Genomic DNA, 22,670 nt, shown 5'->3' on the forward strand with positions numbered 1-22,670 from the left:
AAAAACTGCTCCATCTCAATTTAACGAAGAGGAGCAGCAAACCGAAATTTGGGTTTATAATGTGAAAAATGGCAAAGAGCAAAAAATTTTTTATAATGGGTATTCCCCCTCTTGGAATCCTCATAAAAATGTTTTAGCCTATACTGATTTTCGTACCCTTGATTTATCTGATCTAAAAGGTTTCTTTAATGTGGAACTTGGAGTGGATGCCTACCAATGGTTCCCAAAAGGTAACGGATTTCTCTTATCAACAGGTGGAAACTTAGAAGCAGATGGCTGGAAGGGTGCAAAGCTTTATAAGAAATATGTTAAACCGCCTTATAAAAATATACAGCTTGCTGCAAGTAAACCCTTTTTCTCACTTCCAAAAGAGGTCGGTATCGGGGATAACAAGATTACGCCGATTAATGCTTCTGACTTTTCTTTTTCTCCAAGTGGCAAATGGATTTCTTTTATCGCTTCCACGACTGCCAGTATTGCGATGGACAGCAATATGCTTTGTATCCTCTCAACAGATGGAAAAAAATTCGAGGTAGTGGATGAAATCATTTGGCAGGTTGGAAAACCAAAATGGGCTCCATCTAAGGATACGCTTGCCTATATTGAAGGCGGAGGCAGACTTGTTTTCGGATTAAATAACAAAAAGTTAAAAACAAAGGATATGCCAGCAAGTGGCGTTTATACACCAAAGCATTTTGCAGATTTAGACTTTGATTGGCTTGATAATGAATCCCTTGTTGTTTCGAGAATACCAGAGGCAGAGTGGAACAATGATCTAATGAAACAGCCACGCCCCACTCTTTATACGATTTTAACAAAAAGCAACAGCCAGAAAAAGATAACGAATCCGAATAAAGGATATGGGGACTATCAGCCAAAATTTATTCCGTCTTTGCAAAAAATTACTTGGTTCAGAGGCACTTCTCTTATTGATGATAAAAGAAATGTATGGATGGCCAATCCAGATGGCAGTGAAGCCATTGAATGGCTAAAAAATGTTGAAAGTATTGCTGTTTATTAACAGATATGGGGTTATATCGCATAAACTTTTTTTAAAAAGAAAAAAATCACTCTTGAATTTCCTAATTTTATCTGTTAGTATCTTTATCAAGTTAGCGCTAACTTAATAATATTATAAATTATGTCTTTAAATATATATGCTTTGATTGGAATCAGTAGTGCCTATTTCCCTGTTATTAGAGAGTCAATGGTTGGTGCAAATTGACACAAAAATAGGGGCGAATTACCTCCAGGAGCATTCTTTGTGAAAGAGTTTTTTTCGATTAGCAAAGAACGGATGAGCCGTTACCCATAATGAGTGTTGAATATTCTATATTCTTCAATTAGGGTGGTACCACGTGCTTAAAAGCAACCACGTCCCTTTTTTTAGGGGCGTGGTTTTTTATTTATAAAAAAATTCATTTTACGAAAGGAGAAAGAAAAGATGAGTCCATTTATTGAACAGTTAACGAGTGACCACGAAAAAGAAATGAAGAGGCAGCTAGCTATCTATCGTCAGGGCGTGCAAGATATTATTCCGACAGAAGAGCTCGCAGAAAAAATCGCTAAGTCGCTTGTAACAAATACACCGTTAAAAGTAAAGCTCGGCCTTGATCCATCTGCGCCAGATGTTCATCTTGGTCATACTGTTGTACTGAATAAGCTACGCCAATTCCAAGAAAACGGGCATACGATTCAACTAATTATCGGTGACTTTACTGGAAAAATTGGCGATCCAACTGGAAAATCTGCAGCGCGTAAACAGCTGACAGATGAAGAAGTGAAGGAGAATGCGAAAACGTATTTTGATCAATTCGGAAAAGTACTAGACATGGAAAAGGTCGAACTTCATTACAACTCTAAATGGCTCTCTTCTCTTTCCTTCGAAGATGTCATTGGGCTCGCTGGAAAAATAACTGTTGCCCGATTGCTTGAACGAGATGATTTTGAAGAACGATTAGCTTACGGGAAGTCGATTTCCTTGCATGAATTCTTCTACCCATTGATGCAAGGCTACGATTCTGTCATGTTAGAGGCAGATATTGAGCTTGGAGGAACAGATCAGCATTTTAATATTCTCATGGGACGTCACTACCAGGAGAAGTTTGGAAAAGAAAAGCAGATTGCGATATTAATGCCTCTTTTAGAAGGATTAGACGGTGTTGAAAAAATGTCAAAGTCGAAGAAAAACTACATTGGTATCGATGAAAGTCCTACTGAAATGTATGGAAAAGCAATGTCTATCCCAGATCCATTGATGAGCAAATACTTTGAATTGATTACAGACTTAGAACCGATTGAAATAGCTCAAATCAAAAAGGATTTACATGCTGGCTCTCTCCATCCTCGAGATGCAAAAATGCTTTTAGCAAAAACGATTGTGCGCATGTACCACGGGGAATCAGAAGGGGAGAAAGCGGAACAGCAATTCATTACAATTTTTCAAAAAGGGTCCTTGCCAGATGAGATCCCAGCTGTCCACTGGACTGGAAAAAATCCTGAATCGCTTGTTCAGCTTCTAGTAGACTTACATCTATTAACCTCCAAAAGCGAAGCAAGAAGGATGATCCAAAACGGTGGGGTTCGTATCAACGGAGAGAAAGTCGAAGAGACAGATATGGAAGTTTCTATCAACAAGGAATTAATTATTCAAGTAGGAAAACGAAAATTCGTAAAGCTGCTTGGCTAATATGCTGAAAATGGGCTAGCCGCTAGCCCATTTTCCTTTTCTATTACGAGCTTACTGTTTCGCCGCCATTTACATGGAGAACTTGCCCTGTTACAAATCGAGAATCATCGGAAGCCAAATAGACAAAGGTTGGAGCCAATTCGAATGGCTGTGCCGCTCTTTGCATCGGATTAGAAGAACCGAAAATGGCTACTTGATCTGAAGAAAAGCTTGCCGGAATTAATGGGGTCCAAATTCGTCCCGGTGCCACTGCATTTACTCGTATTCCATCTTTTACAACGCTTCTCGCAAGAGCACGTGTGAAACCAACATTTGCAGCTTTTGTGGCAACATAATCAATTAACAGCGGCTCCCCTGCATACGCAACAACCGAAGCTGTGTTAATAATGCTGCTGCCCGGCTTTAAATGAGGAAGTGCTGCTCTTGTTGTGTAAAAATGGGAATAAATATTAACTTTAAATGTATCATCAAATTGTTCATCCGTGATATCCGTTAATTTTGCCTGTTGAAATTGAATACCGACATGGTTACAAAGAATATCCAGCTTTCCAAACGTCGTTACCGTTTTCTCCACAATGTCAATACATTGCTTTTTCTTACGTAAATCACCTGGCAGCAAAAGACACCGTTGCCCTAACGCTTCGATTCTATTTTTCGTACGGTTCGCATCCTCCTGCTCATCTAAATAAGCAATTGCTATATCTGCGCCTTCTTTTGCAAAGGCAATCGCAACGGCAGCGCCAATGCCACTGTCTCCCCCAGTAATTAACGCCACTTTCCCCTTTAGCTTCCCACTTCCTATGTAGTGGTCATTTTCGATAATTGGCTTTGGAACCATATAGCTTTCTAGACCAGGCTGACGGAGCTGTCTATTCTCAGGAAAATTAATCGGGATTTCCTCATACTTTGTCACTTTTCCGTAATTCGGATAAAGTGGATACGGATCTACTTGCTTATTTGCTTCAAAAAACTCTTGCATTTCTGTTAGCTGAATAAGCTTTTCCGATTGATAATTTCGCGTTTCTAATAATGCATAGTACGCTTCTGGCACCTGGTACATCGGATCTCTTGGATCATTCAGATAAAAGGACATACTAATCCCTCCATTAATAGTAGTAAATTATCCTATGTCGTTGCACTTATTTGGTGCCTAATTAACGAAATGACTAGCTCTCTTTTACTTGGAATGAATACGCTAAAGGAAGGAGGGGTATTTGAATGATGTATGAATTTAACCCAAAGTTAAAATTATTGCTACAAAAGAATTCTAAGGATACTGTTACCATGACGTATATCAACCATAAATGGTCCATGCCAAAAACGACGGTGAAACCACCTTTTTATAAAAAAGCAATTAATGCATTTCATTATCCGAAAATATAAGATGGAGCAGCCTGTGGAAACTTTTCCTATCCTCAGGCTGCTCCAAGTAAATTAATTTAAAGATTCACTCCTTTTCCGCTTAAAGGCAGCTCGAGTTTGTCCCCAAAAAATAAGCAGAATACCAATGATTTGCAGGAAATCTGGGCGATACGCTGTTAAAACAATGTCCATAAAGATGGCAACAGCTGGATCGATAAACACGAGAACTGCAATTGTCCCAGAAGTTAGCTTCGGCAAGCTGCTGAAAAATAAATAATACACGAAGCCAGTGTGAATAATCCCTGTTAATAAAATATAAAACCAGTTTTCCCCTGTTAAATGGTTAAAATAACCCCAATTTACAAAGGGCACTAACATAACGATGCCGACACCTGTTTGAATAATCGTTGTTAAGATTGGGTTCAGCTTGGCAATTTTCTTCCCTGTCAATGTCGTTAGTGCATAAAATAGTGCCGCACCAAATGCCCACGGCAGCCCAGCTGACATAAGAGCATCGAAAGTAAGAAAATCTTGCATTCCCCCAACCAACAACGTTCCAATAAAGCAAATCATAACAGTAAGCATTAATTTCAAGCTAACCCTTTCTCGATAAAGGAAGCTCCCCAATAACACGACAAGCACTGGTGCCAAATGATAGATCGAAACCGCAACCGTTACAGACATATACTCAAAGGAACGGAAGAAAAATACCCAGTTCACTACAAGAAAGATGCCACACAGTATACTATAGCCAATCTCCTTTTTCTCTACCGCTTCCTTTTTTCTCCTTGAAAAAAGATAAACAATGCTTAGTACCACACATGCACAAATACACCGAATAAAGACAAGTTCAATAGATGGCAAATTCGTCTTAGCTGAAAAATAACCAATCGAACCAAATATCGCCATCGATAATGCAAATTTCATTGTTGCGTTCATTCTTTTCCTCCACAGCCGTTTTCAAGTTGCTAGATTTTTGCTTATTTCTCTATCATATAGAAAATTTTCTCTTAAATAAATATGATAGAACGCCTTTTTTCAGTTAATTTAGTAAATTCCGTGCTGATGCGGTGCTGATGCGGTGCTGATATGTGCTAGATTTCTCGTTTATTATGCAGAGCTAGTCGGATATGATCCAAAGTTTCATTTTATTGTCCAAAACTAGCCGGATATGATCCAAAGTTCTGTTTTATTGTCCAAAACTAGTCGGATATGATCCAAAGTCCTGTTTTATTGTCCATAACACCGGATATGATCCCAAGTTTCGTTTTATTGTCCAAATCCATCAGCATTTCAGCCAAAATCTCATCTTATCAGCCAACCCATTTCCCCCAGCACACACAAAAAACCCTTCCAACAGGAAAGGGTCAAATTCTTTTTGCACCATAATATTTTGTTTTCCAATATGAGTTAGATAGCTTGTCCACTTTTACCCCTTTTGAAGAGGAACTATGGATAAACTTATTACTTCCTATGTATATACCAACATGGGATGCACCTTTTTTATATGTTTCAAAGAAGACTAGATCTCCTTTTTTTAAGTTCGATTTTTTTACTTTTTTTCCTTTTTTATACATACTCGCAGCTGTTCTAGGCAAGGACTTGCCTGTTTTTTTATAACTATAGCCAACAAAGCCGGAGCAATCAAATCCTTTAGGCGTAGTTCCACCATATTTATAAGGAGTTCCTATATAATTTTTTGCAACCGTAACAACTGATTTCTTTGAAGCGGCATTTGCTTCATTCGTACCAAAAATGCCAGTAAAAAATAATCCAAATGACAGGAGTGACAAGACAATAACCTTTTTCATCTAGTGACCTCATTTACGTAAGATTATGTTCCAAGGCTTCCTTCTATCAACATGTCTATCTTCTCATATTATTCAGATAATTAGGTTACATCCATATACAAATTAGATTACAATTCTATTACAATACTATATAAGAATAATATTCCTGTGATTCCATAATCTTCTCCTTTATCCTATCCTAATTTCGCGAAGGAAGAGACGGAACATGATATACTAGTAGAAAAAAAGAGGGAGCGTGTAAACAGTGGATTTTATTGCTTTAGATTTTGAAATAGCAAATGCCGATATGGCTAGTGCTTGTTCGCTTGGACTATCTTATGTAGAAAATAACGCCATTGTAAAAGAGCAATATTTTTTAATTAAACCTCCAAGTCTATCATTCGATCCAAAGTTTACAGCGATTCATGGGATAACAGAAACAGATGTAGCAGACGCTAAAAGCTTTCCGGAAGTATGGGAATTGATAAAAGAGGACATTTCCACGCATACAATTATTGCCCATAATGCTCAGTTTGATATGAGTGTACTCTACTGCTGTCTAGAAAAATATCAGTTGAATAAGCCTAAGTTTTCTTATATTTGCAGCATCCCCATTAGTAATCGAGCAACAAGAGGAGCAAAGGTGGGGCAATCGTTGAAGGATCGGACATCTTATTTTGGCATTTCTATGGAAGAACATCACCATGCAGGGTCGGATGCTCGGGCATGTGCGGAGCTTGTGATTGCTTGTATTGAGTCAAGGAAAAAGGATTCGTTAACTAACTACTGTACTTCTTATCCTACTCTTCCTATTAAACAATTTTCCGAATTAAAGCCACAAACCACTTTTGGAAGAGCAACAGCTTTTTCACAGAGAAAGCCAGTCAAGAAGTTTGCGTCCGTTTCGATAGCGGAAATTATGCCAACTACTGATTCATTTGATGAAAATCACCCACTCTACCAAAAAAATCTTGTCTTTACTGGAGACCTGCATTCGCTTGAACGAAAAGAAGCGATGCAACAAGTAGTGGACGTTGGCGGTATAATTAAAAGTGGTGTGAGCAGTAAGACTGATTATTTAGTTGTAGGTATGCAGGATCAAAAGCTTGTTGGCTCTGAAGGAATCAGTTCAAAAGAGAAAAAGGCATATGATTTACAAGCAAAAGGAAAAGCTATTGAAATTATTAACGAACAACAATTTTTAGAGCTATTAAATAAAGAGCGAGTCAATTATTAAGAAAAAAAGGCTGTTTCAAACGAAGCAGCCTTTTTTAGTTTCTCCGTCTTTGCCTTCTTCTTTCCATTTGAAACGGAATAAGCAATACAAAAAACAAAAGCAGTGCAACTAGCTCAAGAACCAGCAAATAATCCGGGTATGGCCCTAAATAATCTAAAAGGGAACCATTTGCTGGCTTATATGCTAAAAACATATAATTGCTACCTATCAAACGATTGACTATCCAGGCAAGCGTCGCACTACTGTTTAAGAAAATAAAAGCTAGAAATAATCCTTTTTTTGTCGGTTTATACTGGTGGACAAGCACAAAGTACAGACAAGTCCATATAATAAGAATGTGCGTCACAAAAAAATGGAAATAGCGGAAATGGGGATAACCTAAAAACAATTCAGGTGTAACAATGGCCATTAATGCGCCAATAATACCAATAAAATAAACCACTTGAAATACAAGCTCCCATTTGGTAATCAGAAGTAGCAAACAAAGAATTAAACTGATTGAACAAAGATGGAACGGCAGCATAATAGAAGCATCCCATAACCCATCCTTATGCATCCAATAATGGTACATTGCCTCTAAACCGAGTAATACTAAGAAAAAAACAGAACGAAAAATACAACTGCGCATTTGGATGTAATTTCGAAAAATAAAAAGTAAAATTCCCCCAATAATAAGAATGCCTATCATGACTAGATGGGATACAGAAAATAATTCAAAGGGGAAATCATCGTATAAATGCCCGTACCATCCCTTCATTTAAGCAATTCTCCTTTCTGGTATTTTCCGAAAAAGTATTTTTTCTAATTTTTTTTACAAACTATGTATAAAAGTTTAATAGTTTGGGAATATTATAGACAAATACTACTGATAAAGAAAAAACAATTTTAAAGGAGAGGATTACGATGAAACTACAAACTGATACTGCAATGACTGATTTTATTGACAAAGATAAATTTGAGTTAGAATCCTACCTTGAATATTTATTTAGCCTTGCTTCGGAAAAATAATCTAATAGATACGATGATTTATCCAGCATGAACGGACTTTTAACACCCACTTCAACATCTGTGAACATTGGAGGTGGATGTCAACTAATCCGATAAAGCTCGATTGGTCACGGGGATGATAAAGCCTATAATAAAAGCCAATCACTAGAAAATCATTGTATCTCTAGACTCCTATTAAAATGACTTTGCAGATGTTCGCTCGAAATCATCTGCAAAGTCATCTACCAACATTTTTGTAAATTTTATTAAAAAAGCACTTAATTTTTCCAATTTAATTTGATAGAATAGTAAAAGCAATCTATAAAAGGTAGGAGCATTATAAAATGGCACTTTCCCGAATGAATATCGAAAACGTTTGTGAATTACTGGACACAATCGAACTTTTAAAAATCGAATTGCTTAAATATGGGATTGAAAAGGGCTTAAATGATCCCAATACCATTCAACTCAGCGAGCTGCTAGATACATATATTGTCATGTATCAAAAAAAGATAGCCCAAAAATAAAAGATACTTTACCCTCTTCCAATTCTCTCCCAAACCGATTCCAACCTTTAGTGAATGAGATTAATCACATCTTTTAAGGCCGCGGCCGCTGCACCTTTAGGATGCGAGGCACCACCAACACAGCAAATCGTTCCCATCTCCTCGGTTTCAAACAATATTCCTTTATTTGTTCCTTTTACATGAATTAATGGATTTTCAGGAGGAAGAATTTCCGGTTTCACCTGCAAAATAAGCTTGTCCCCCTGTTTTGTTGCTGATGCTATTAGCTTCCACTCACACCCATTAATTTTTGCACGCTGCATATCCGCTTTTGTAATCTTTTCAATCCCCTCTATCGCAATATCCTCTAATGTTAGATTCGTATGAAATAATCCATTTGCCAACAGTAAAATTTTGCAAGCACTGTCCAGTCCTTTTATATCTAAATCAGGGTTTTTTTCTGCAATTCCCTTCTCTTGTGCGAGGTGCAATGCTTTTTCAAAGGTAATATTCCCTTCCGACATACTTGTCAATATAAAATTGGATGTTCCATTTAAGATCCCTTTAATCGATTGAATACTGCTTCCCGCTAAACTAAATTCCCCGATATCTAGTGTTGGTAAAGCTGCTGCTGTTGCCCCACTATATTTTATTCGGCAGTCTTTTGCACTTGCGATTTGCAGTAATTCAGGCAAGGAATGAACAAGCGCCCCTTTGCTGACAGAAACAATATCCATGTTTGTCTCAAGTGCTTGTTTCATATAAGAAAGAGCAGGTTCACCGGTTTCTAGATTTGTAGGCGTGCATTCTATTAGAATATCCCCTTTTATCGCTGGGGCTTCAATAGATAAATTTTTCATACTAGCATATTGGGAAATTCCTAAAGAACCTTTTGGCAACTCATCCAAAACAGAAAGATTTAAGCCGTCTGGTTCATAAATCATCCCTATTGATCCGATCAACCCCACTACTTTAAATTCTGTATGATATTTTTCAATCAGCTCTTCCTTTTTACGATATAATAATTCAACCAATTCTTTGGCAACAGTCCCATATCCGGTAATGATTATATTTCTTTGCTTTTTCATATTTTTATTCCTTTCCTTGTTATCCCTTTTGCTATAGATTTCTTTCTTTTCTTATGGATTTCCTTTATTATCATGAAATATTTTTTACTAGTTAAAACTACTACAATTATCAATGCCATTTGCCAAAAGCTGTGCCCTCTCCTTAACAGAAATGCCAATCGCCTATTTCGAATCATCCATTAAAAACAATGGAAAAGATTTATCCGTTCCATACAAAGGCTTTCCGACAGCCTAATAAAACAAAGACCCACAGCACTATAAGACTGTAGGTCTGTCCCTCTTATAAATATTTTCGATGCAAGGCTTTGCCATCATAGGTATAAAGAAGCTGTTTATCTTCTACTACCGTTTCAATATGGACACCTCTGCCCCATAATTGATAAATATATGGAAGCACTTTTTCTAAATACTTTAAGTCTAATTCAATTCCCTCATATCCATGCTTTAAGTATAGTTCGCCATTTTTATTATAATCGCCGTCATTGACTGTAATATATGGGAAACCACCATTGACTCGCATGCTAACTAATTGATCTCGCACCTGTTCCCAAGCCTTATCGACAATTTTGTAATCTCTGCCCTGTTTTTGGAAAAGATACATATCCTCTCTCATCACGAGATCCTTTGTTAAATAGTTTCTTAAGAAGGAAATGTCTGATTCAATTTCACGTACCTCAAACATTTTTTCCCGTCCTGATCCTGGTTTGACGCCCCTTTTCTTCATTTCCTCTGTCGGATTATTATAGCGTTCCTCAATATCTTCAAATATCTTTAATCCTAGATAATAAGGGTTAATGCCTGTTTTAGACGGCTGTACTACACCCGCATTTAGCTTTGCAAACTCAATCGCTTCTGCACTTGTTAAATCTAATTCCCTGACAATTCGCTGATGCCAATAGGATGCCCAACCTTCATTCATAATCTTCGTTTCTAATTGCGGCCAGAAATAGAGCATCTCCTCCCGCATCATCGTTAAGACATCCCTTTGCCAATCCGTGAGCTCTCTACTAAAATTCTCAATAAAAAGCAATAAATCCTTCTCTGGCTGTGGCGGAAATTTCTTTGCTACCTTTTTCTTCGGCTTTTTCGGTTTATTGCGATCATCTAATCCCCATAATTCATCATAAGGAGTACTCGCTGTTTCCTCTTCTTCCACAAACTCAACATCATCCATCGACCATGCTAATTTTGGTCGCATCAAGCTTGGATCAATATGTTCATCAATCGCTAAAACCGCATCCAAAAATGTTTCCACTTCATGCTTTCCATATTTGATCTCGTATTGGCGAATCCGATCAGCAGTTGCTGCCATACTTTCGACCATTTCACGCTTCGTATTTTGAAAACGAACATTATTTTTAAAGAAGTCACAGTGCGCCAAAACATGGGCAACAATTAGTTTATTATTTATTAAGGAGTTACTATCAAGCAAAAATGCATAGCATGGATTTGAGTTAATCACTAATTCATATATTTTTGATAAACCTAAATCATAATGCAGCTTCATTTTATGAAACTGCTTTCCAAAACTCCAATGGGAAAATCGAGTAGGCATTCCGTACGCACCGAATGTATAAATGATATCCGCAGGACAAATTTCATATCTCATTGGATAAAAGTCTAGTCCAAATCCAGAAGCAATTTCAGTAATTTCTTCAATGGCATATTGTAATTCCTTTTGTTCTACCTCATTCATTCCGCTCTCTCCTTTCACCGTTTAAACTAATGTATGAAATGAAAAAGTGAATCATGAGTAAATTAGATAGAAATTGCGTTAGATTGTTGGTTTTTATTTAATAGGAAGCAAAATAAAGGAACGATTCTTGGTTGTTGGTGTTTTTGCTTTGTTGCTTTGCTTTTTTGGCGTTCATCGCTTTGATGAACGCTACTTTTCCCTTTGTTGCTTTGCTTTTTGGCGTTCATCCCCTTTATGAACGCCACTTTTTCCTTTGGTGCTTTGCTTTTTGGCGTTCATCCCCTTTATGAACGCCACTTTTCCCTTTGGTGCTTTGCTTTTTGGCGTTCATTCCCTTTATGAACACCACTTTTTCCTTTGGTGCTCTGCTTTTTGGCGTTCATTCCCTTTATGAACGCCACTTTTTCCTTTGGTGCTTTGCTTTTTGGCGTTCATTCCCTTTATGAACGCCACTTTTTCCTTTGGTGCTCTGCTTTTTGGCGTTCATCCCCTTTATGAACGCCACTTTTCCCTTTGTTGCTTTGCTTTTTGGCGTTCATTCCCTTTATGAACGCCACTTTTTCCTTTGGTGCTCTGCTTTTTGGCGTTCATCCTCTTTATGAACGCTACTTTCCACAAAGCCTACCTTCCAATCACCCACTTCCCCCCAAAAAGAAAAGGAGCATTCTCTTCGAACACTCCTTTTCCCCTTATTCTATTATTTCTTTCACTTTTTTCACGACATGTCCGGAGCCGCCTTTGTTTTCAACGCCTTCGATCATCATCGCAATTAAGAGGTTCTTTTTGTCTTTATCATAAGTAACATACCAGCCATTTTCTGTTCCTTTTTCGCCTTGCTTCTCTTTTAATTCGGCTGTCCCTGTTTTTCCTGCGAACGTTTTGCCATTTAGTTTCGCCGCATGTGCTGTACCACTTGGGCTGTCAATGACTTGCTGAAGGTCATTTGATATTGTATTGGCAACAGATTCGTCCATAATCTTTTCTTTCCATACCTTGCCCTTCTCATCACTATCCAATAATACAGGTGTCATTAAATTTCCACCGGTAACAAATGGTGTGTATGCTGTAGCAAGGTGAATAACACTCATTTCCACATGCCCTTGACCATAGCCTGAATCTGCTAATAGTTGTTCTGTATCTAATTTGCCATATGTGGATGTTTCAATTGGAAATGCATAAGTCAAGGCTTCTTCAAATCCAAATTTTTGTAGCTCTTTTGCAAATTTATCTTTCCCTAAATCAAGTGCTGTTTGCGCAAAGTAAATATTATCACTGTAAAGGAGCGCATCCGCTAGATTTACTGGTGCCGAACTGCTATGCACTCTTGTTACAAAATATCCGCCCCAGGATTTATCCTTTTGCCACTGTTTTGTTGTAATCTTTCTTTCCTGTTCTGGGGTAATAACGCCTTCAGTTAATGCAGCTGCTGCTACAAGTGGCTTCATGACAGAACCAGGTGCATAATTATTTTTAAAACGATTGGTAAAAGGATCTAGCTTATTATTATCGTACGCTTCCTTCTCAGACGTTGTTAGACCAACAATCATCTTATTAGGATCAAATGCCGGGCTGCTAACTAACGCAAGCGTTTCTCCTGTTGATGGATTAATAGCAGCTGCCGTTCCTGCTTCCCCATCCATTTGTTCATATATTTCCTTTTGTAAATCGGCATTTATCGTCAGCTTTATATTTTCACCATTTTGCACTTCTTTTTTTGCTAAAGTAACGGTACTGCCATCTGCCTTTTTAATTAAAATTTGTTCACCATTTGTGCCTTTTAGTCGCTCTTCTAGCACTTGCTCCAAGCCTCTTTTTCCAATTACATCTGTACTTGAATAACCTTTTCCTTCATTTTTCTCTAGTTCTTCTGCTGTAATGCTACCAATGTAGCCGATCAAATGTGCAGTACTTTCTCCAAATGGATAAATTCTGCCTTTGGTATCTTGTTTTTGAACGCCAGGTAATGCAAAAAGCTTTTCTAAATAAGCACTGTCTCCTGTGGCAACTTTTTTAATCGGAACAAAAAAGCTTGGCTGTACCCACTCTGCATTTAATGCTTTCTCAATGGTTTCCTTTTTTATATCTAGAAGCTTTGCCAGATCATTGATGACTGTATCTGGTTTATCTCCCATTTGCTCTGGAACAAGTCCAATTTCGTAGATGACACCATTCATCGCAAGTGGATTTTCATTCGTATCGACTATACTGCCACGTTCTGCTTGAATGGTACTAACGGAAATTTTATCATCAGGACCTAACTCAGAAAAAATATAAGTAGTATCCCAATTAATATACCAGTTCTCTTCTTTCTCTTTTTCTTCTTTTACAAGCTTCGCCTGATTATCAAAGCTGATTTCTCCTGCCACGCTGTTCATTTTTACCGAAAATGGAATTTCTGTTTTCTCTACTTTATTGAACTTCTCGTCTTCGGATGGTTTCGTATATGTTATCTCTAAATCATTGATGTCTAAATCCTTGTAGATTTTTTCGTATCTGGAAACAAAATCATCTTCCGAAATGTTCTCTTTTGCTTCTGTTGAAAGACAGGCATACATCTCTTTAAATTTCTGATCATTCCACAGTTTTATATATTGCGATAGCCGTTCATCTGGGGTAGGCTCGTTTTTATTACATCCTGTTGCCACTGCTACCAGTATTAATATCAGTAAAAGCATCCATCTCTTTTTCATTCCTATCTCCCCTTCTAATCTACTACTACTAGCGTACCATTTTTTCATAAAAACGGAAAAAAAATCACCTACAAAACTTTATTTTTTATTCTCCGTCAACTATCTGTATATTATTATCTTCCTAAAAAAATAATAACTCTATTACGAAAATGAAGAGAAAAAGTTACATACTTTTTTATCATAATTTGCTAAAATACATGCTAATAATAGCCACCTTTTTAGGAGGAAAAACGGATGATTATTTTATTTGATGGAGTTTGCAATTTATGCAATAGTAGTGTGCAATTTATTATAAAGAGGGATCCAAAAAAACAATTTTTCTTTGCTTCTCTGCAGAGCGAGGTCGGAAAAAGCTTGCTAGAGAAACATCATCTTTCCGATGTAGATAGTGTTGTCCTTATTAAAAAGAATAAGCGCTATATAGAATCCGATGCGGCTTTGGAAATATGCCGCTATCTTTCAAACGGCTGGAAGCTTCTAACTATTTTAAAAATAATTCCTTCCTTCCTAAGAGATCCTCTTTATCGCTATATTGCTAGAAATCGTTATAAATGGTTTGGCAAACGAGAATCCTGCATGCTTCCGACAGAGGAGATGAAGAAGCGGTTTTTGTAATACATATTCCTATTGCTATCCATACATAACCACCGATAAAGTCTTCATCCAATTTATCTTGAAAAAGAAGGCTGACCAGGCTTTTTTGTAGTCAAGTTGTGCATTGAGCTGCTCTCTGTTACCTTTTCTGTTTTTTCTTTGCCTGGGCGGTCACTGATGGGCTCTCTCTGTTACCTTTTCCACCTTTCTGTCGCCAAGACGGTAACGGAGCAAGCCCCTCCCCTATTCCAAAATCACCCTTTTAAAAATGTGCAAAAAAAGACCGCTTTCTTATCAGAAAACGGCAGAAAATTGGAGATAAAAGGACTACTTGTAAAACAGTTATTGGTTTTAATAGAAATCACGATTTCTATTAAAATTGCTCAATTAAGTTCCATTATGCTAATAAATAGAAGGCGTAGGTGGGCACATCTAGAAATAGCAAAAATATTCTTAATATATTGCGGTAAAATCTATTAAATCATATTATATAGATAGATGAATTCTTGATTTTTAAGTATAATTCGGCATTTTTCGGCATTTTACACTGTTTCATCTAAAAAATCATAGTAAAATATAACTTTAGGAATATTCATAAAAATAGGCAGGCTTTTCTAAGTAGGAGTGAAGCGAGTGGATTTTTCAGCGGTTGGAGAAAAAATCAAGGAATTACGAAAGCAAATAGGCTTATCACAAAAGGAGCTTTCGCACAATATATGTACACAGGCGCAGATAAGCAAGATTGAAAAAGGAGAAGTGCTTCCATTGTCTTCTACTCTTTATCTTATCTCCGGACGATTAGGAGTAGATGTGAATTATTTCTTCGATATTGGCACCACACCGAGACTAGATTATGTAGAAGAAACCTTTCGCCAATTAAAGGCGGCACGAAGAAATACCGATTATCATACTGTAAAACAAATTGTAAAAGCAGAAGAAAAAAATCCCTTATTTATCCACCATAAGAAAAACTATCAAATGCTACTTTGGCACAAAGCGATTTATGTATTTGAAATCGACCGTGATTTTAACCGAGCCGTAAATCTTATTAATGAAGCAATTGAACTTACCTTTGATAAGGTCTTCACAGAAAGAGAGTTAGAGATTTATATTAGTAAAGGTATCTTTTACTATGAAGAAGGCTTCATCGATGATTCCCTATCTATCTATGAGCAAGCATTTAAAGCTATTAATCAGCTTCCCTATTTACAAGATGATACGATTAAAAGCAGGCTATATTTTAATATCGCTAAATCATTAACGGATCAGTCACGATTTGATACTTCCATTGCTTATTGTAAGGAGGCAATTGATTGGGCTATCCAACAGGATAATCTTTATCTGTTGGCTCACTTTCACTATCATATAGGATATAACTATGAATTACAAAAGAATTTTGTCCTAGCTACTCAATATATGAAAGATGCACTAATGATTTTCCAATTAGTTAAAGATAATCGATATACAGATTATATCCAAAATAAAATAAATAACTGGCAATAATAATATAGTGCTTCAGGATTGCCTCTCTCATCTTTTCTCACATTACTTGTGTGTAATTGGTGTTCTTGAGCGCAATCTTTTTTCATTCTTCGTTCTTATCACGTTCCTCACATATCCTGATTAGATTGAATCTTTTTCTATCACTGCCTCCTTCCAAAGATAACGTACTCCCCATCCGTAATTATCTATGAGAATTTACCTATTTTCCTATTACTCTATCTATTTTCCTAAATTAAAGGTCAATAGTCTGATAGTATATGGTAATATAGTTATACTATAGTATATTCATTAGGAGTGAGTGATAAAAAATGAAGAAGAAAGTCACAGTATTGGCAACTACCGCGATTCTGTCAACCACTTTTGCAGCGAACGCCTCAGCTAGTACTTACGTAGTAAAAAAAGGGGATACATTAGGACAGATTGCGAAGTCTTACAATACTACTGTTAATGAGTTAAAGTCGATTAATAAGCTTTCATCAGACTTAATTCTAATCAATCAAAAATTAACGATTGCAGATAGTTCCAAGTCTACCAGCAGCAAAACGACTAGCACTACAAAAAGCAACTCTTCAACGAAGACAAGCTCAGCTGCAAAAACGCATAAAATTGTTTCAGGGGATTCCCTTATTAAAATAGCAAATAAGTATTCTATTTCTTTAGGCGAGTTAAAAACATGGAATAACCTAACATCCACACTTATTTATGCTGGTGATGTTTTGTATGTTTCTAAGCCAGGAAGTGCCTCTTCCACTACATCTGCAACGAGTTCATCTGGAAATTCAAATTCCGGAACTACTAGTAGCAATGCCGCTGCTACATCTACAGGCACCTATACAATTAAAAGTGGGGATACGTTAGGCAAAATTGCTTCTATTTATAAAATGTCTGTGAGCCAGCTTAAGCAATTAAATAATCTTAAATCTGATTTAATTTTCCCAGGACAAAAACTAAAGGTTAATGCATCTGAAAAGGTTACAAACACAGGGAATACTAGTTCTAACTCTGGTTCTAGCTCTAGTACGCCAACCTTTATTTCCACTGGAAATAGCGGACAATCCTATGCTTCTAAGGTAGTTTCTACCTCTAAAAATCTTATTGGCCTTCCATATGTTTGGGGCGGTTCAACAACTGCTGGTTTTGACTGCAGCGGATTTGTTTACTATGTATTAAACCATAGTGGAAAATCAATTGCACGTTATTCTGCTGAAGGATACTATGATCGCAGCTATTACGTAGATGTTCCATCAATTGGAGATATTGTGTATTTTAAAAATACTTACAAGCAAGGTATCTCTCATTTAGGAATTTATGTTGGCAATAATGAATTTATTCATGCTGATTCAAGCGGAGTTCGTGTGACAAGTTTGGATAACTCCTATTATAAAGAGCATTTTGATAGTTTTAAACGTTTATATTAAAAATAAGGATGATGAAATGAGGGCTGTCTAATGGGACAGCCCTTATTTTATGTGGTGGCGGAAGTGGATTTGATGTTGGAGGGGTGGGTTTGGCTGATATATTACTGCTTTGGCTGATTTATTCTTTTTTTGGCTGATATCCTCGTTGCTTTAGCTGATTTATTCTTTTTTTGGCTCATATCCTCGCTGCTTTGGCTGATATATTTCTTTTTTGGCTCATATCCTCGCTGCTTTGGCTGATATATTCCTTTTTTGGCTGATATCCTCGTTGCTTTAGCTGATTTATTCTTTTTTTGGCTCATATCCTCGTTGCTTTGGCTGATTTATTCTTTTTTTGGCTGATATCCTCAGCCAATTAAACCTGATTTCCGCTTTTTCCCACTCACATGCCCACCGCTTTACCTAATTTTCTTCTTCCACTCCACTCGCGCCTTTACTTCCCTTCTCTTTTTCTTCCTTGCTTATGTCCTCTACCATCTCCTTATAAAAAGCGTTATAATTAAAGAATGGACTTTTTTTCGTGCTTCCTTTTTTTAAAGCTATTCACGGAGCATGTTTTCAAGTCATTACACGGAAATTATGAGTATGGGAGGGATGCATTATGCTTCAAGAAAAATATTTAGAGCCAGTGAATTTTTGTGCAGAAAACTTAATGAATTTATTGGATGCAAATGATCCCCAAATGAAAAAGATTGTAGAAAAGGGACTTCTTCTATATAGGCAAAGCTTTGTCTATCAAGTCAAATTCTCCAATGAGCTTGTTACTGGAATGATCCAGGATGTTACGCCAGTAAAGGCAACATTGGATTTGGATTATATTCAATATAGCTCTTGTACTTGTCATGCGGAAGGTTTTTGCCGTCATCAGCTTGCTTTGTTTTTCTATTTACTTGCACAGGTTGGAAAGGTGTCCACTTGGCTAGAGAGTTGGAGAAAGCCAATTAAAAATGCGGAAATGCTGAAAAATCTCGGCATTATGCGAGCAAGCGACTTATTGAAAGAGACAGAAGACAAAGAGCCAAATTATACAGATTGGATTGAAACCTTTGAAAAGAGCTTTCAATCACTTATCGAGACCAATCAAAATAAACCATATATGATTGCAGAAACGTATTATATTTATATGCGAAAAATAAAAGCAGCTACGCCTCTTCAAACAGAGTGGAAGCTCCTTTATTTAGTCATCGCCCAAGTATTTACATTTAAGCAATTATTAGCACTTAGTAAAAGTTCAGATCATAATACACAAACGATTAATCGCTATTATCGCCATCTTTTCCATGATTTAATGAACAGTATTGAGGATAATCTCTATAAACTATCGAACTTTACTTTTCCATTTGCATTTGACAACTTTTTAGTTCGTTTAAAGGAGGACGTGAGGGCGCTCCTCACGATTCAACCACTATTAAATTTTGAGTGTATTCAACTATATCGCCTAATGTGGACAGATCTTTTTGCTACAAAAGGGTGGAGACAAGAGGAACTAGAACAGATATTAGCAAGGAAAAATCCCGCATTCTCTGAAAAGGTGGCTATTATCCATCTTGAAATTCTTCTCCAAAAAGATGAGGATGCTCTCAAAGTGATTCAGTCTCTCGGCTCTCAACTTACTACTTATATGCTTTATTGGATGGACTATTTATCGAGTCGAAAAGCGTGGAAACGGATGGATTTATATGTTCCAGCGTTTATTCAAGAACTGAAAAATTATCTATCTGCAGATGAAGATGACGAGTATTGCCATGAATTTACACAAATGGCCCTGCGTGCGATTCTTCCCTACTGCATGGCATTAAACAAAGAGGATTTATTGGAAAAGGCTTATATTCATACCCTTCCATACAGCTTTCGCAAATATGAAGATTTTCTGTATGAGAAAAAACAGTTTGATAAATGGATTGATTTATTTACGATGATGGGATTTGGACTAGAGCACCTTCATAAAGAACAAATTAAAATTTTGCAGGAATACGATTACTCTGTATTGCTTTCCTTATATCACCGTTCTATTCAAGAACATATTGATGGAAAAAATAGAGAACACTATCGAATCGCTGTCCGCCAATTAAAGAAATTGCGTACCCTTTATAAAAAAATGAAAAAGCAAACCGAATTCGAGCAATTCTTACTGGTTATCTTAGAGCGTACGAAACGATTAAGAGCCTTTCATGAAGAATGTAGAAAGGGAAAGCTAATCCATGTTGAAAACTAACTATTTAAAAATAAATGTTCATTATTATGAGAGTAAAGGATTTTATTTAACAGGTGAAATAGAGGATCGCTATCTTTACCCAAGCTATTGGAAAAAGCTTCTTTTCCAGCAGCATCAGGAAAGCTATTATGGTACTGTTTTAGATACCGCAACGATTGATGGGATAGAAGGAGTATTGGTTAGTGGCTGGCAACTGGTCACTTTACTAGCAACCGAAGGATTTAATCGATATATCGAATGGGATTGGAATGATACAGCGCAGGTTTGTCTTGCTGCTGCACCAAGTATACTAGAAGCCATTACCCATAAAGAATGGATACCAGATTTCAGTCAATGGGAAGTCGGGAATTTCCAATGGTCCCTTCCTTATCGTGTGATAGATGAGTTTGATCCAAGCTTCTGGGAAATAGAGCTTCAAGATGAGTTGGAGGGTCAAACGAATAATGACTTTATTCAACAATGGTTCCATCAGTCCCTTAATCATTATTTAGAGGATCATAAAGAGACAAAACAAAGCTTCCATGAACGAATGGACACATTAAAGAACGCGAATATTCCAGCAGAGCAGCTAGCCGCTTATTTTACAGAGGATAAATGGCAGGAATGGATGGGACTAAAAGAGAACGACTATCCATTTACATTAGGCATTCGCTTAGATGAGCCGACAGAAATCGATACAACTTGGGATTTGGATTTATTTTTAAAATCCAAGGACAACCCGGAGCTCGTAGTAGATATTCATGATGAGAGCAATATGCCGAAGAAATGGTTAGATTATGCTTCTTATATAGAGGAAGAACAACAGCGCTGGCTCCTTCTTTTTCCATGGCTAAAAGGGAAAAAGGGAATAACCAATCAATTAACCGAGGAGGAAGCATGGCTTTTCTTGTCAGAAGCAAGTGAAACATTCCTTGCACTTGGTGTGGACATTCTCCTTCCTTCCTGGTGGCAAGCAATGAAAGCTGCCAATCTGAAGGTAAAAGCAAAGGTTTCTAGCACTAGTCACCGTCCATCCTTCGTTGGTCTTCAGGCGATGCTTGATTATAATTGGCGTTTTTCCATGAATGGGGTTACCCTTTCTGAAGAAGAATTCAATAAGCTAGTTGAAGAAAAACGGCGTCTTGTTTTCATTAAAGGTCGTTGGATAAAATTAGATCCTGCCTTTATTCGTCAAATACAGGATTTAATGAAAAAAGCCGAAAAAGAAGGTTTGCATGTTCGTGATATTATCGAGCAGGAATTAATGCAGGCAGAGGAACAACAAAATGATGAGCTTGAGAATCCAAAAACATTTGCCAAAATCCAAATTGAACTAAACAGACAATGGAGAACAATGATTCATCAATTAAAAGAGGTCAAGAATCTTCCATTGGAGGAAGTTCCGCAAAGCTTCTTAGGGGATCTGCGTGCTTACCAGGTACTTGGTATGAGTTGGCTCCTTTTCCTAAGAAAGTACGGTTTTGGAGCAATTTTAGCAGATGATATGGGACTCGGAAAAACGGTACAGCTAATCTCCTATCTCTTAAAGGTGAAAGAGATCGAAAAGGAACAGACCACACCTGCACTGATTATTTGTCCTACTTCTGTCCTTGGCAATTGGCAAAAGGAATTAGAACGGTTTGCACCTGATTTAAACGTATACCTCCATTATGGAGCAAACCGTTTAAAAGATGATGCTTTTATTCAAAAAGCAAAGGAATCTGATGTGGTTTTAACCTCCTATGGATTAAGCCATATTGATTTGCAAAATTTTGAAGAAATCACTTGGAGCACGATTGCCATAGATGAAGCGCAAAATATAAAAAATGCTCAGACAAAACAATCAAGAGCAGTTAGAAAATTAAAAGGCACCCATTATATTGCCCTTTCTGGAACACCAATGGAAAATCGCCTGAATGAGCTCTGGTCTATTTTTGATTTTACCAATCACGGCTATTTAGGCAGTCTTGGTCAATTTCAAAAACGCTTTGTGATTCCAATTGAAAAAGAAAATAAACCGGAGCAGATTCAGCAGCTGCAGACGCTTATCCGTCCATTCTTACTGAGAAGAACAAAAAAAGATGAAGATGTTGCTTTAAATCTGCCTGATAAGCTGGAGCAAAAGGAATATTGTCCGTTAACTACGGAGCAGGCTGCCTTATATGAACAATTAGTAACGGATACGTTTGTCCAAATTGAGCAGCTTTCTGGATTTGAACGCAAAGGGCTTGTTTTGCAGATGTTAAGTAAATTAAAGCAGCTTTGCAATCACCCTGCCCTTTATTTGAAGGAGCAAACGCCAACTAGTTTACTGGATCGGTCTGTGAAAATGGAGAAATTGGCAGAGCTGACCGATACCATTTTGGAAAGAGGAGAAAGCTGCCTTATTTTTACCCAATATATTGAAATGGGACATATGATACAGCAAATGATGAAGAAGAAATTCAAGGTGGATGTCCCATTCCTAAATGGCAGTATGTCCAAACAGCAGCGTGATCGCCTTATTGAACAGTTCCAGGATGGTGAATTCCCGATATTCCTTCTTTCCTTAAAGGCAGGAGGAACTGGATTAAACTTAACAGCAGCCAACCATGTTATCCATTATGACCGCTGGTGGAATCCAGCTGTTGAAAACCAGGCGACTGACCGTGCATATCGGATTGGCCAAACACGTTTCGTTCACGTGCATAAGCTTATTTGTACGGGGACACTAGAAGAAAAAATCGATGCGATGCTTGAGAAGAAACAATCGTTAAATGATCAAATTATCCAAAATGAAAACTGGATGACAGAGCTAACAACCGATGAATTAAAGGATTTAGTATCATTAAATGAAAGTCCCGCCGTGCTTTAAATGATATGGATATACAGATAAAGAGGATAAATTAGTCTATTTTTGAGACTAATTTATCCTCT

Annotated in this window: 20 protein-coding genes and 1 other annotated feature; of the genes, 11 read left to right on the plus strand and 9 right to left on the minus strand. The window is 37.2% G+C overall.

Annotation, left to right across the window (positions count from 1 at the left end; translation table 11 throughout):
• Together RTL21_RS13680 and tyrS are read left to right on the plus strand one after the other, a co-directional pair.
• Positions 1 to 1,021, plus strand: a 1,021-nt coding sequence (locus tag RTL21_RS13680; RefSeq protein WP_312096440.1) for a hypothetical protein, incomplete at its 5' end; no start/stop codon positions are given.
• A gap of 132 nt (positions 1,022 to 1,153) precedes the next feature.
• Positions 1,154 to 1,385, plus strand: a binding site (T-box leader).
• Positions 1,386 to 1,444: 59 nt separating this feature from the next.
• Positions 1,445 to 2,689, plus strand: a complete 1,245-nt coding sequence (gene tyrS, locus RTL21_RS13685; protein ID WP_312096441.1) for a tyrosine--tRNA ligase — start codon at positions 1,445 to 1,447, stop codon at positions 2,687 to 2,689.
• Positions 2,690 to 2,732: 43 nt separating this feature from the next.
• Here the strand turns inward: tyrS and RTL21_RS13690 are convergent, their stop codons facing one another.
• Positions 2,733 to 3,668: an SDR family oxidoreductase gene (locus RTL21_RS13690; RefSeq protein WP_396954446.1), complete on the minus strand. Its 936-nt coding sequence runs from the start codon at positions 3,666 to 3,668 to the stop codon at positions 2,733 to 2,735.
• Between the two features lie 239 nt (positions 3,669 to 3,907).
• On the opposite strand from RTL21_RS13690, the gene RTL21_RS13695 reads away from it, so the two are divergent.
• On the plus strand, positions 3,908 to 4,072 hold the full coding sequence (locus tag RTL21_RS13695) for a hypothetical protein (RefSeq protein ID WP_312096442.1): 165 nt from the start codon (positions 3,908 to 3,910) through the stop codon (positions 4,070 to 4,072).
• 51 nt (positions 4,073 to 4,123) lie between these two features.
• Here the strand turns inward: RTL21_RS13695 and RTL21_RS13700 are convergent, their stop codons facing one another.
• Together RTL21_RS13700 and RTL21_RS13705 are read right to left on the minus strand one after the other, a co-directional pair.
• On the minus strand, positions 4,124 to 4,990 hold the full coding sequence (locus RTL21_RS13700) for a DMT family transporter (protein ID WP_312096443.1): 867 nt from the start codon (positions 4,988 to 4,990) through the stop codon (positions 4,124 to 4,126).
• Positions 4,991 to 5,418: 428 nt separating this feature from the next.
• A complete protein-coding gene (locus RTL21_RS13705) occupies positions 5,419 to 5,862 on the minus strand; it encodes a C40 family peptidase (RefSeq protein WP_312096444.1) in 444 nt (147 codons plus the stop codon).
• A gap of 244 nt (positions 5,863 to 6,106) precedes the next feature.
• Here RTL21_RS13705 and RTL21_RS13710 point away from each other — a divergent pair, with 244 nt between their 5' ends.
• Positions 6,107 to 7,078 carry an exonuclease domain-containing protein gene (locus RTL21_RS13710; protein ID WP_312096445.1) on the plus strand — a complete coding sequence of 324 codons (972 nt, stop codon included), beginning with the start codon at positions 6,107 to 6,109 and terminating at the stop codon, positions 7,076 to 7,078.
• 34 nt (positions 7,079 to 7,112) lie between these two features.
• Here RTL21_RS13710 and RTL21_RS13715 read toward each other — a convergent pair whose 3' ends face one another.
• Positions 7,113 to 7,835 (minus strand): YwaF family protein, encoded by a 723-nt coding sequence (locus RTL21_RS13715; RefSeq protein WP_312096446.1) that lies wholly within the window; start codon positions 7,833 to 7,835, stop codon positions 7,113 to 7,115.
• A 574-nt stretch (positions 7,836 to 8,409) separates the two neighbouring features.
• Here RTL21_RS13715 and RTL21_RS13720 point away from each other — a divergent pair.
• Positions 8,410 to 8,592: an aspartyl-phosphate phosphatase Spo0E family protein gene (locus RTL21_RS13720; protein ID WP_312096447.1), complete on the plus strand. Its 183-nt coding sequence runs from the start codon at positions 8,410 to 8,412 to the stop codon at positions 8,590 to 8,592.
• Between the two features lie 47 nt (positions 8,593 to 8,639).
• Here the strand turns inward: RTL21_RS13720 and RTL21_RS13725 are convergent, their stop codons facing one another.
• Positions 8,640 to 9,659 carry a homoserine dehydrogenase gene (locus RTL21_RS13725; RefSeq protein WP_312096448.1) on the minus strand — a complete coding sequence of 340 codons (1,020 nt, stop codon included), beginning with the start codon at positions 9,657 to 9,659 and terminating at the stop codon, positions 8,640 to 8,642.
• A gap of 112 nt (positions 9,660 to 9,771) precedes the next feature.
• Here RTL21_RS13725 and RTL21_RS13730 point away from each other — a divergent pair, with 112 nt between their 5' ends.
• Positions 9,772 to 9,894, plus strand: coding sequence for a hypothetical protein (locus tag RTL21_RS13730; protein WP_312096449.1), 123 nt, complete (start codon positions 9,772 to 9,774; stop codon positions 9,892 to 9,894).
• A 45-nt stretch (positions 9,895 to 9,939) separates the two neighbouring features.
• On the opposite strand, the gene RTL21_RS13735 is transcribed toward RTL21_RS13730, so the two are convergent.
• The 3 genes from RTL21_RS13735 to RTL21_RS13745 all read right to left on the minus strand — a co-directional run bounded on the left by RTL21_RS13735 (position 9,940) and on the right by RTL21_RS13745 (position 14,045).
• Positions 9,940 to 11,355, minus strand: a complete 1,416-nt coding sequence (locus RTL21_RS13735) for a SpoVR family protein (protein ID WP_312096450.1) — start codon at positions 11,353 to 11,355, stop codon at positions 9,940 to 9,942.
• A gap of 62 nt (positions 11,356 to 11,417) precedes the next feature.
• Positions 11,418 to 11,582 carry a hypothetical protein gene (locus RTL21_RS13740; protein WP_312096451.1) on the minus strand — a complete coding sequence of 55 codons (165 nt, stop codon included), beginning with the start codon at positions 11,580 to 11,582 and terminating at the stop codon, positions 11,418 to 11,420.
• Between the two features lie 462 nt (positions 11,583 to 12,044).
• Positions 12,045 to 14,045: a penicillin-binding transpeptidase domain-containing protein gene (locus RTL21_RS13745; RefSeq protein ID WP_312096452.1), complete on the minus strand. Its 2,001-nt coding sequence runs from the start codon at positions 14,043 to 14,045 to the stop codon at positions 12,045 to 12,047.
• Positions 14,046 to 14,279: 234 nt separating this feature from the next.
• On the opposite strand from RTL21_RS13745, the gene RTL21_RS13750 reads away from it, so the two are divergent.
• The 3 genes from RTL21_RS13750 (at position 14,280) to RTL21_RS13760 (ending at position 17,560) form a co-directional block, all read left to right on the plus strand.
• Positions 14,280 to 14,660, plus strand: a complete 381-nt coding sequence (locus tag RTL21_RS13750) for a thiol-disulfide oxidoreductase DCC family protein (RefSeq protein ID WP_312096453.1) — start codon at positions 14,280 to 14,282, stop codon at positions 14,658 to 14,660.
• Between the two features lie 612 nt (positions 14,661 to 15,272).
• Positions 15,273 to 16,142: a helix-turn-helix domain-containing protein gene (locus RTL21_RS13755; protein WP_312096454.1), complete on the plus strand. Its 870-nt coding sequence runs from the start codon at positions 15,273 to 15,275 to the stop codon at positions 16,140 to 16,142.
• Between the two features lie 308 nt (positions 16,143 to 16,450).
• Complete coding sequence (locus tag RTL21_RS13760) at positions 16,451 to 17,560, plus strand: C40 family peptidase (RefSeq protein ID WP_312096455.1); 1,110 nt, start codon at positions 16,451 to 16,453, stop codon at positions 17,558 to 17,560.
• Between the two features lie 101 nt (positions 17,561 to 17,661).
• Here RTL21_RS13760 and RTL21_RS13765 read toward each other — a convergent pair whose 3' ends face one another.
• Positions 17,662 to 17,862: a hypothetical protein gene (locus RTL21_RS13765; RefSeq protein ID WP_312096456.1), complete on the minus strand. Its 201-nt coding sequence runs from the start codon at positions 17,860 to 17,862 to the stop codon at positions 17,662 to 17,664.
• Between the two features lie 299 nt (positions 17,863 to 18,161).
• Between RTL21_RS13765 and RTL21_RS13770 the strand changes: the two genes are divergently transcribed.
• Both RTL21_RS13770 and RTL21_RS13775 read left to right on the plus strand, forming a co-directional pair.
• The gene (locus tag RTL21_RS13770; protein WP_312096457.1) at positions 18,162 to 19,775 is read left to right on the plus strand and encodes an SWIM zinc finger family protein; all 1,614 of its coding nucleotides are present in this window, start codon (positions 18,162 to 18,164) and stop codon (positions 19,773 to 19,775) included.
• Positions 19,762 to 22,608, plus strand: a complete 2,847-nt coding sequence (locus tag RTL21_RS13775; RefSeq protein ID WP_312096458.1) for a DEAD/DEAH box helicase — start codon at positions 19,762 to 19,764, stop codon at positions 22,606 to 22,608. The genes RTL21_RS13770 and RTL21_RS13775 overlap by 14 nt, the downstream gene beginning before the upstream one ends.
• The last annotated feature ends 62 nt before the right edge of the window (positions 22,609 to 22,670 follow it).

Source organism: Niallia sp. (assembly GCF_031978665.1).
GTDB lineage: Bacteria > Bacillota > Bacilli > Bacillales > Cytobacillaceae > Niallia.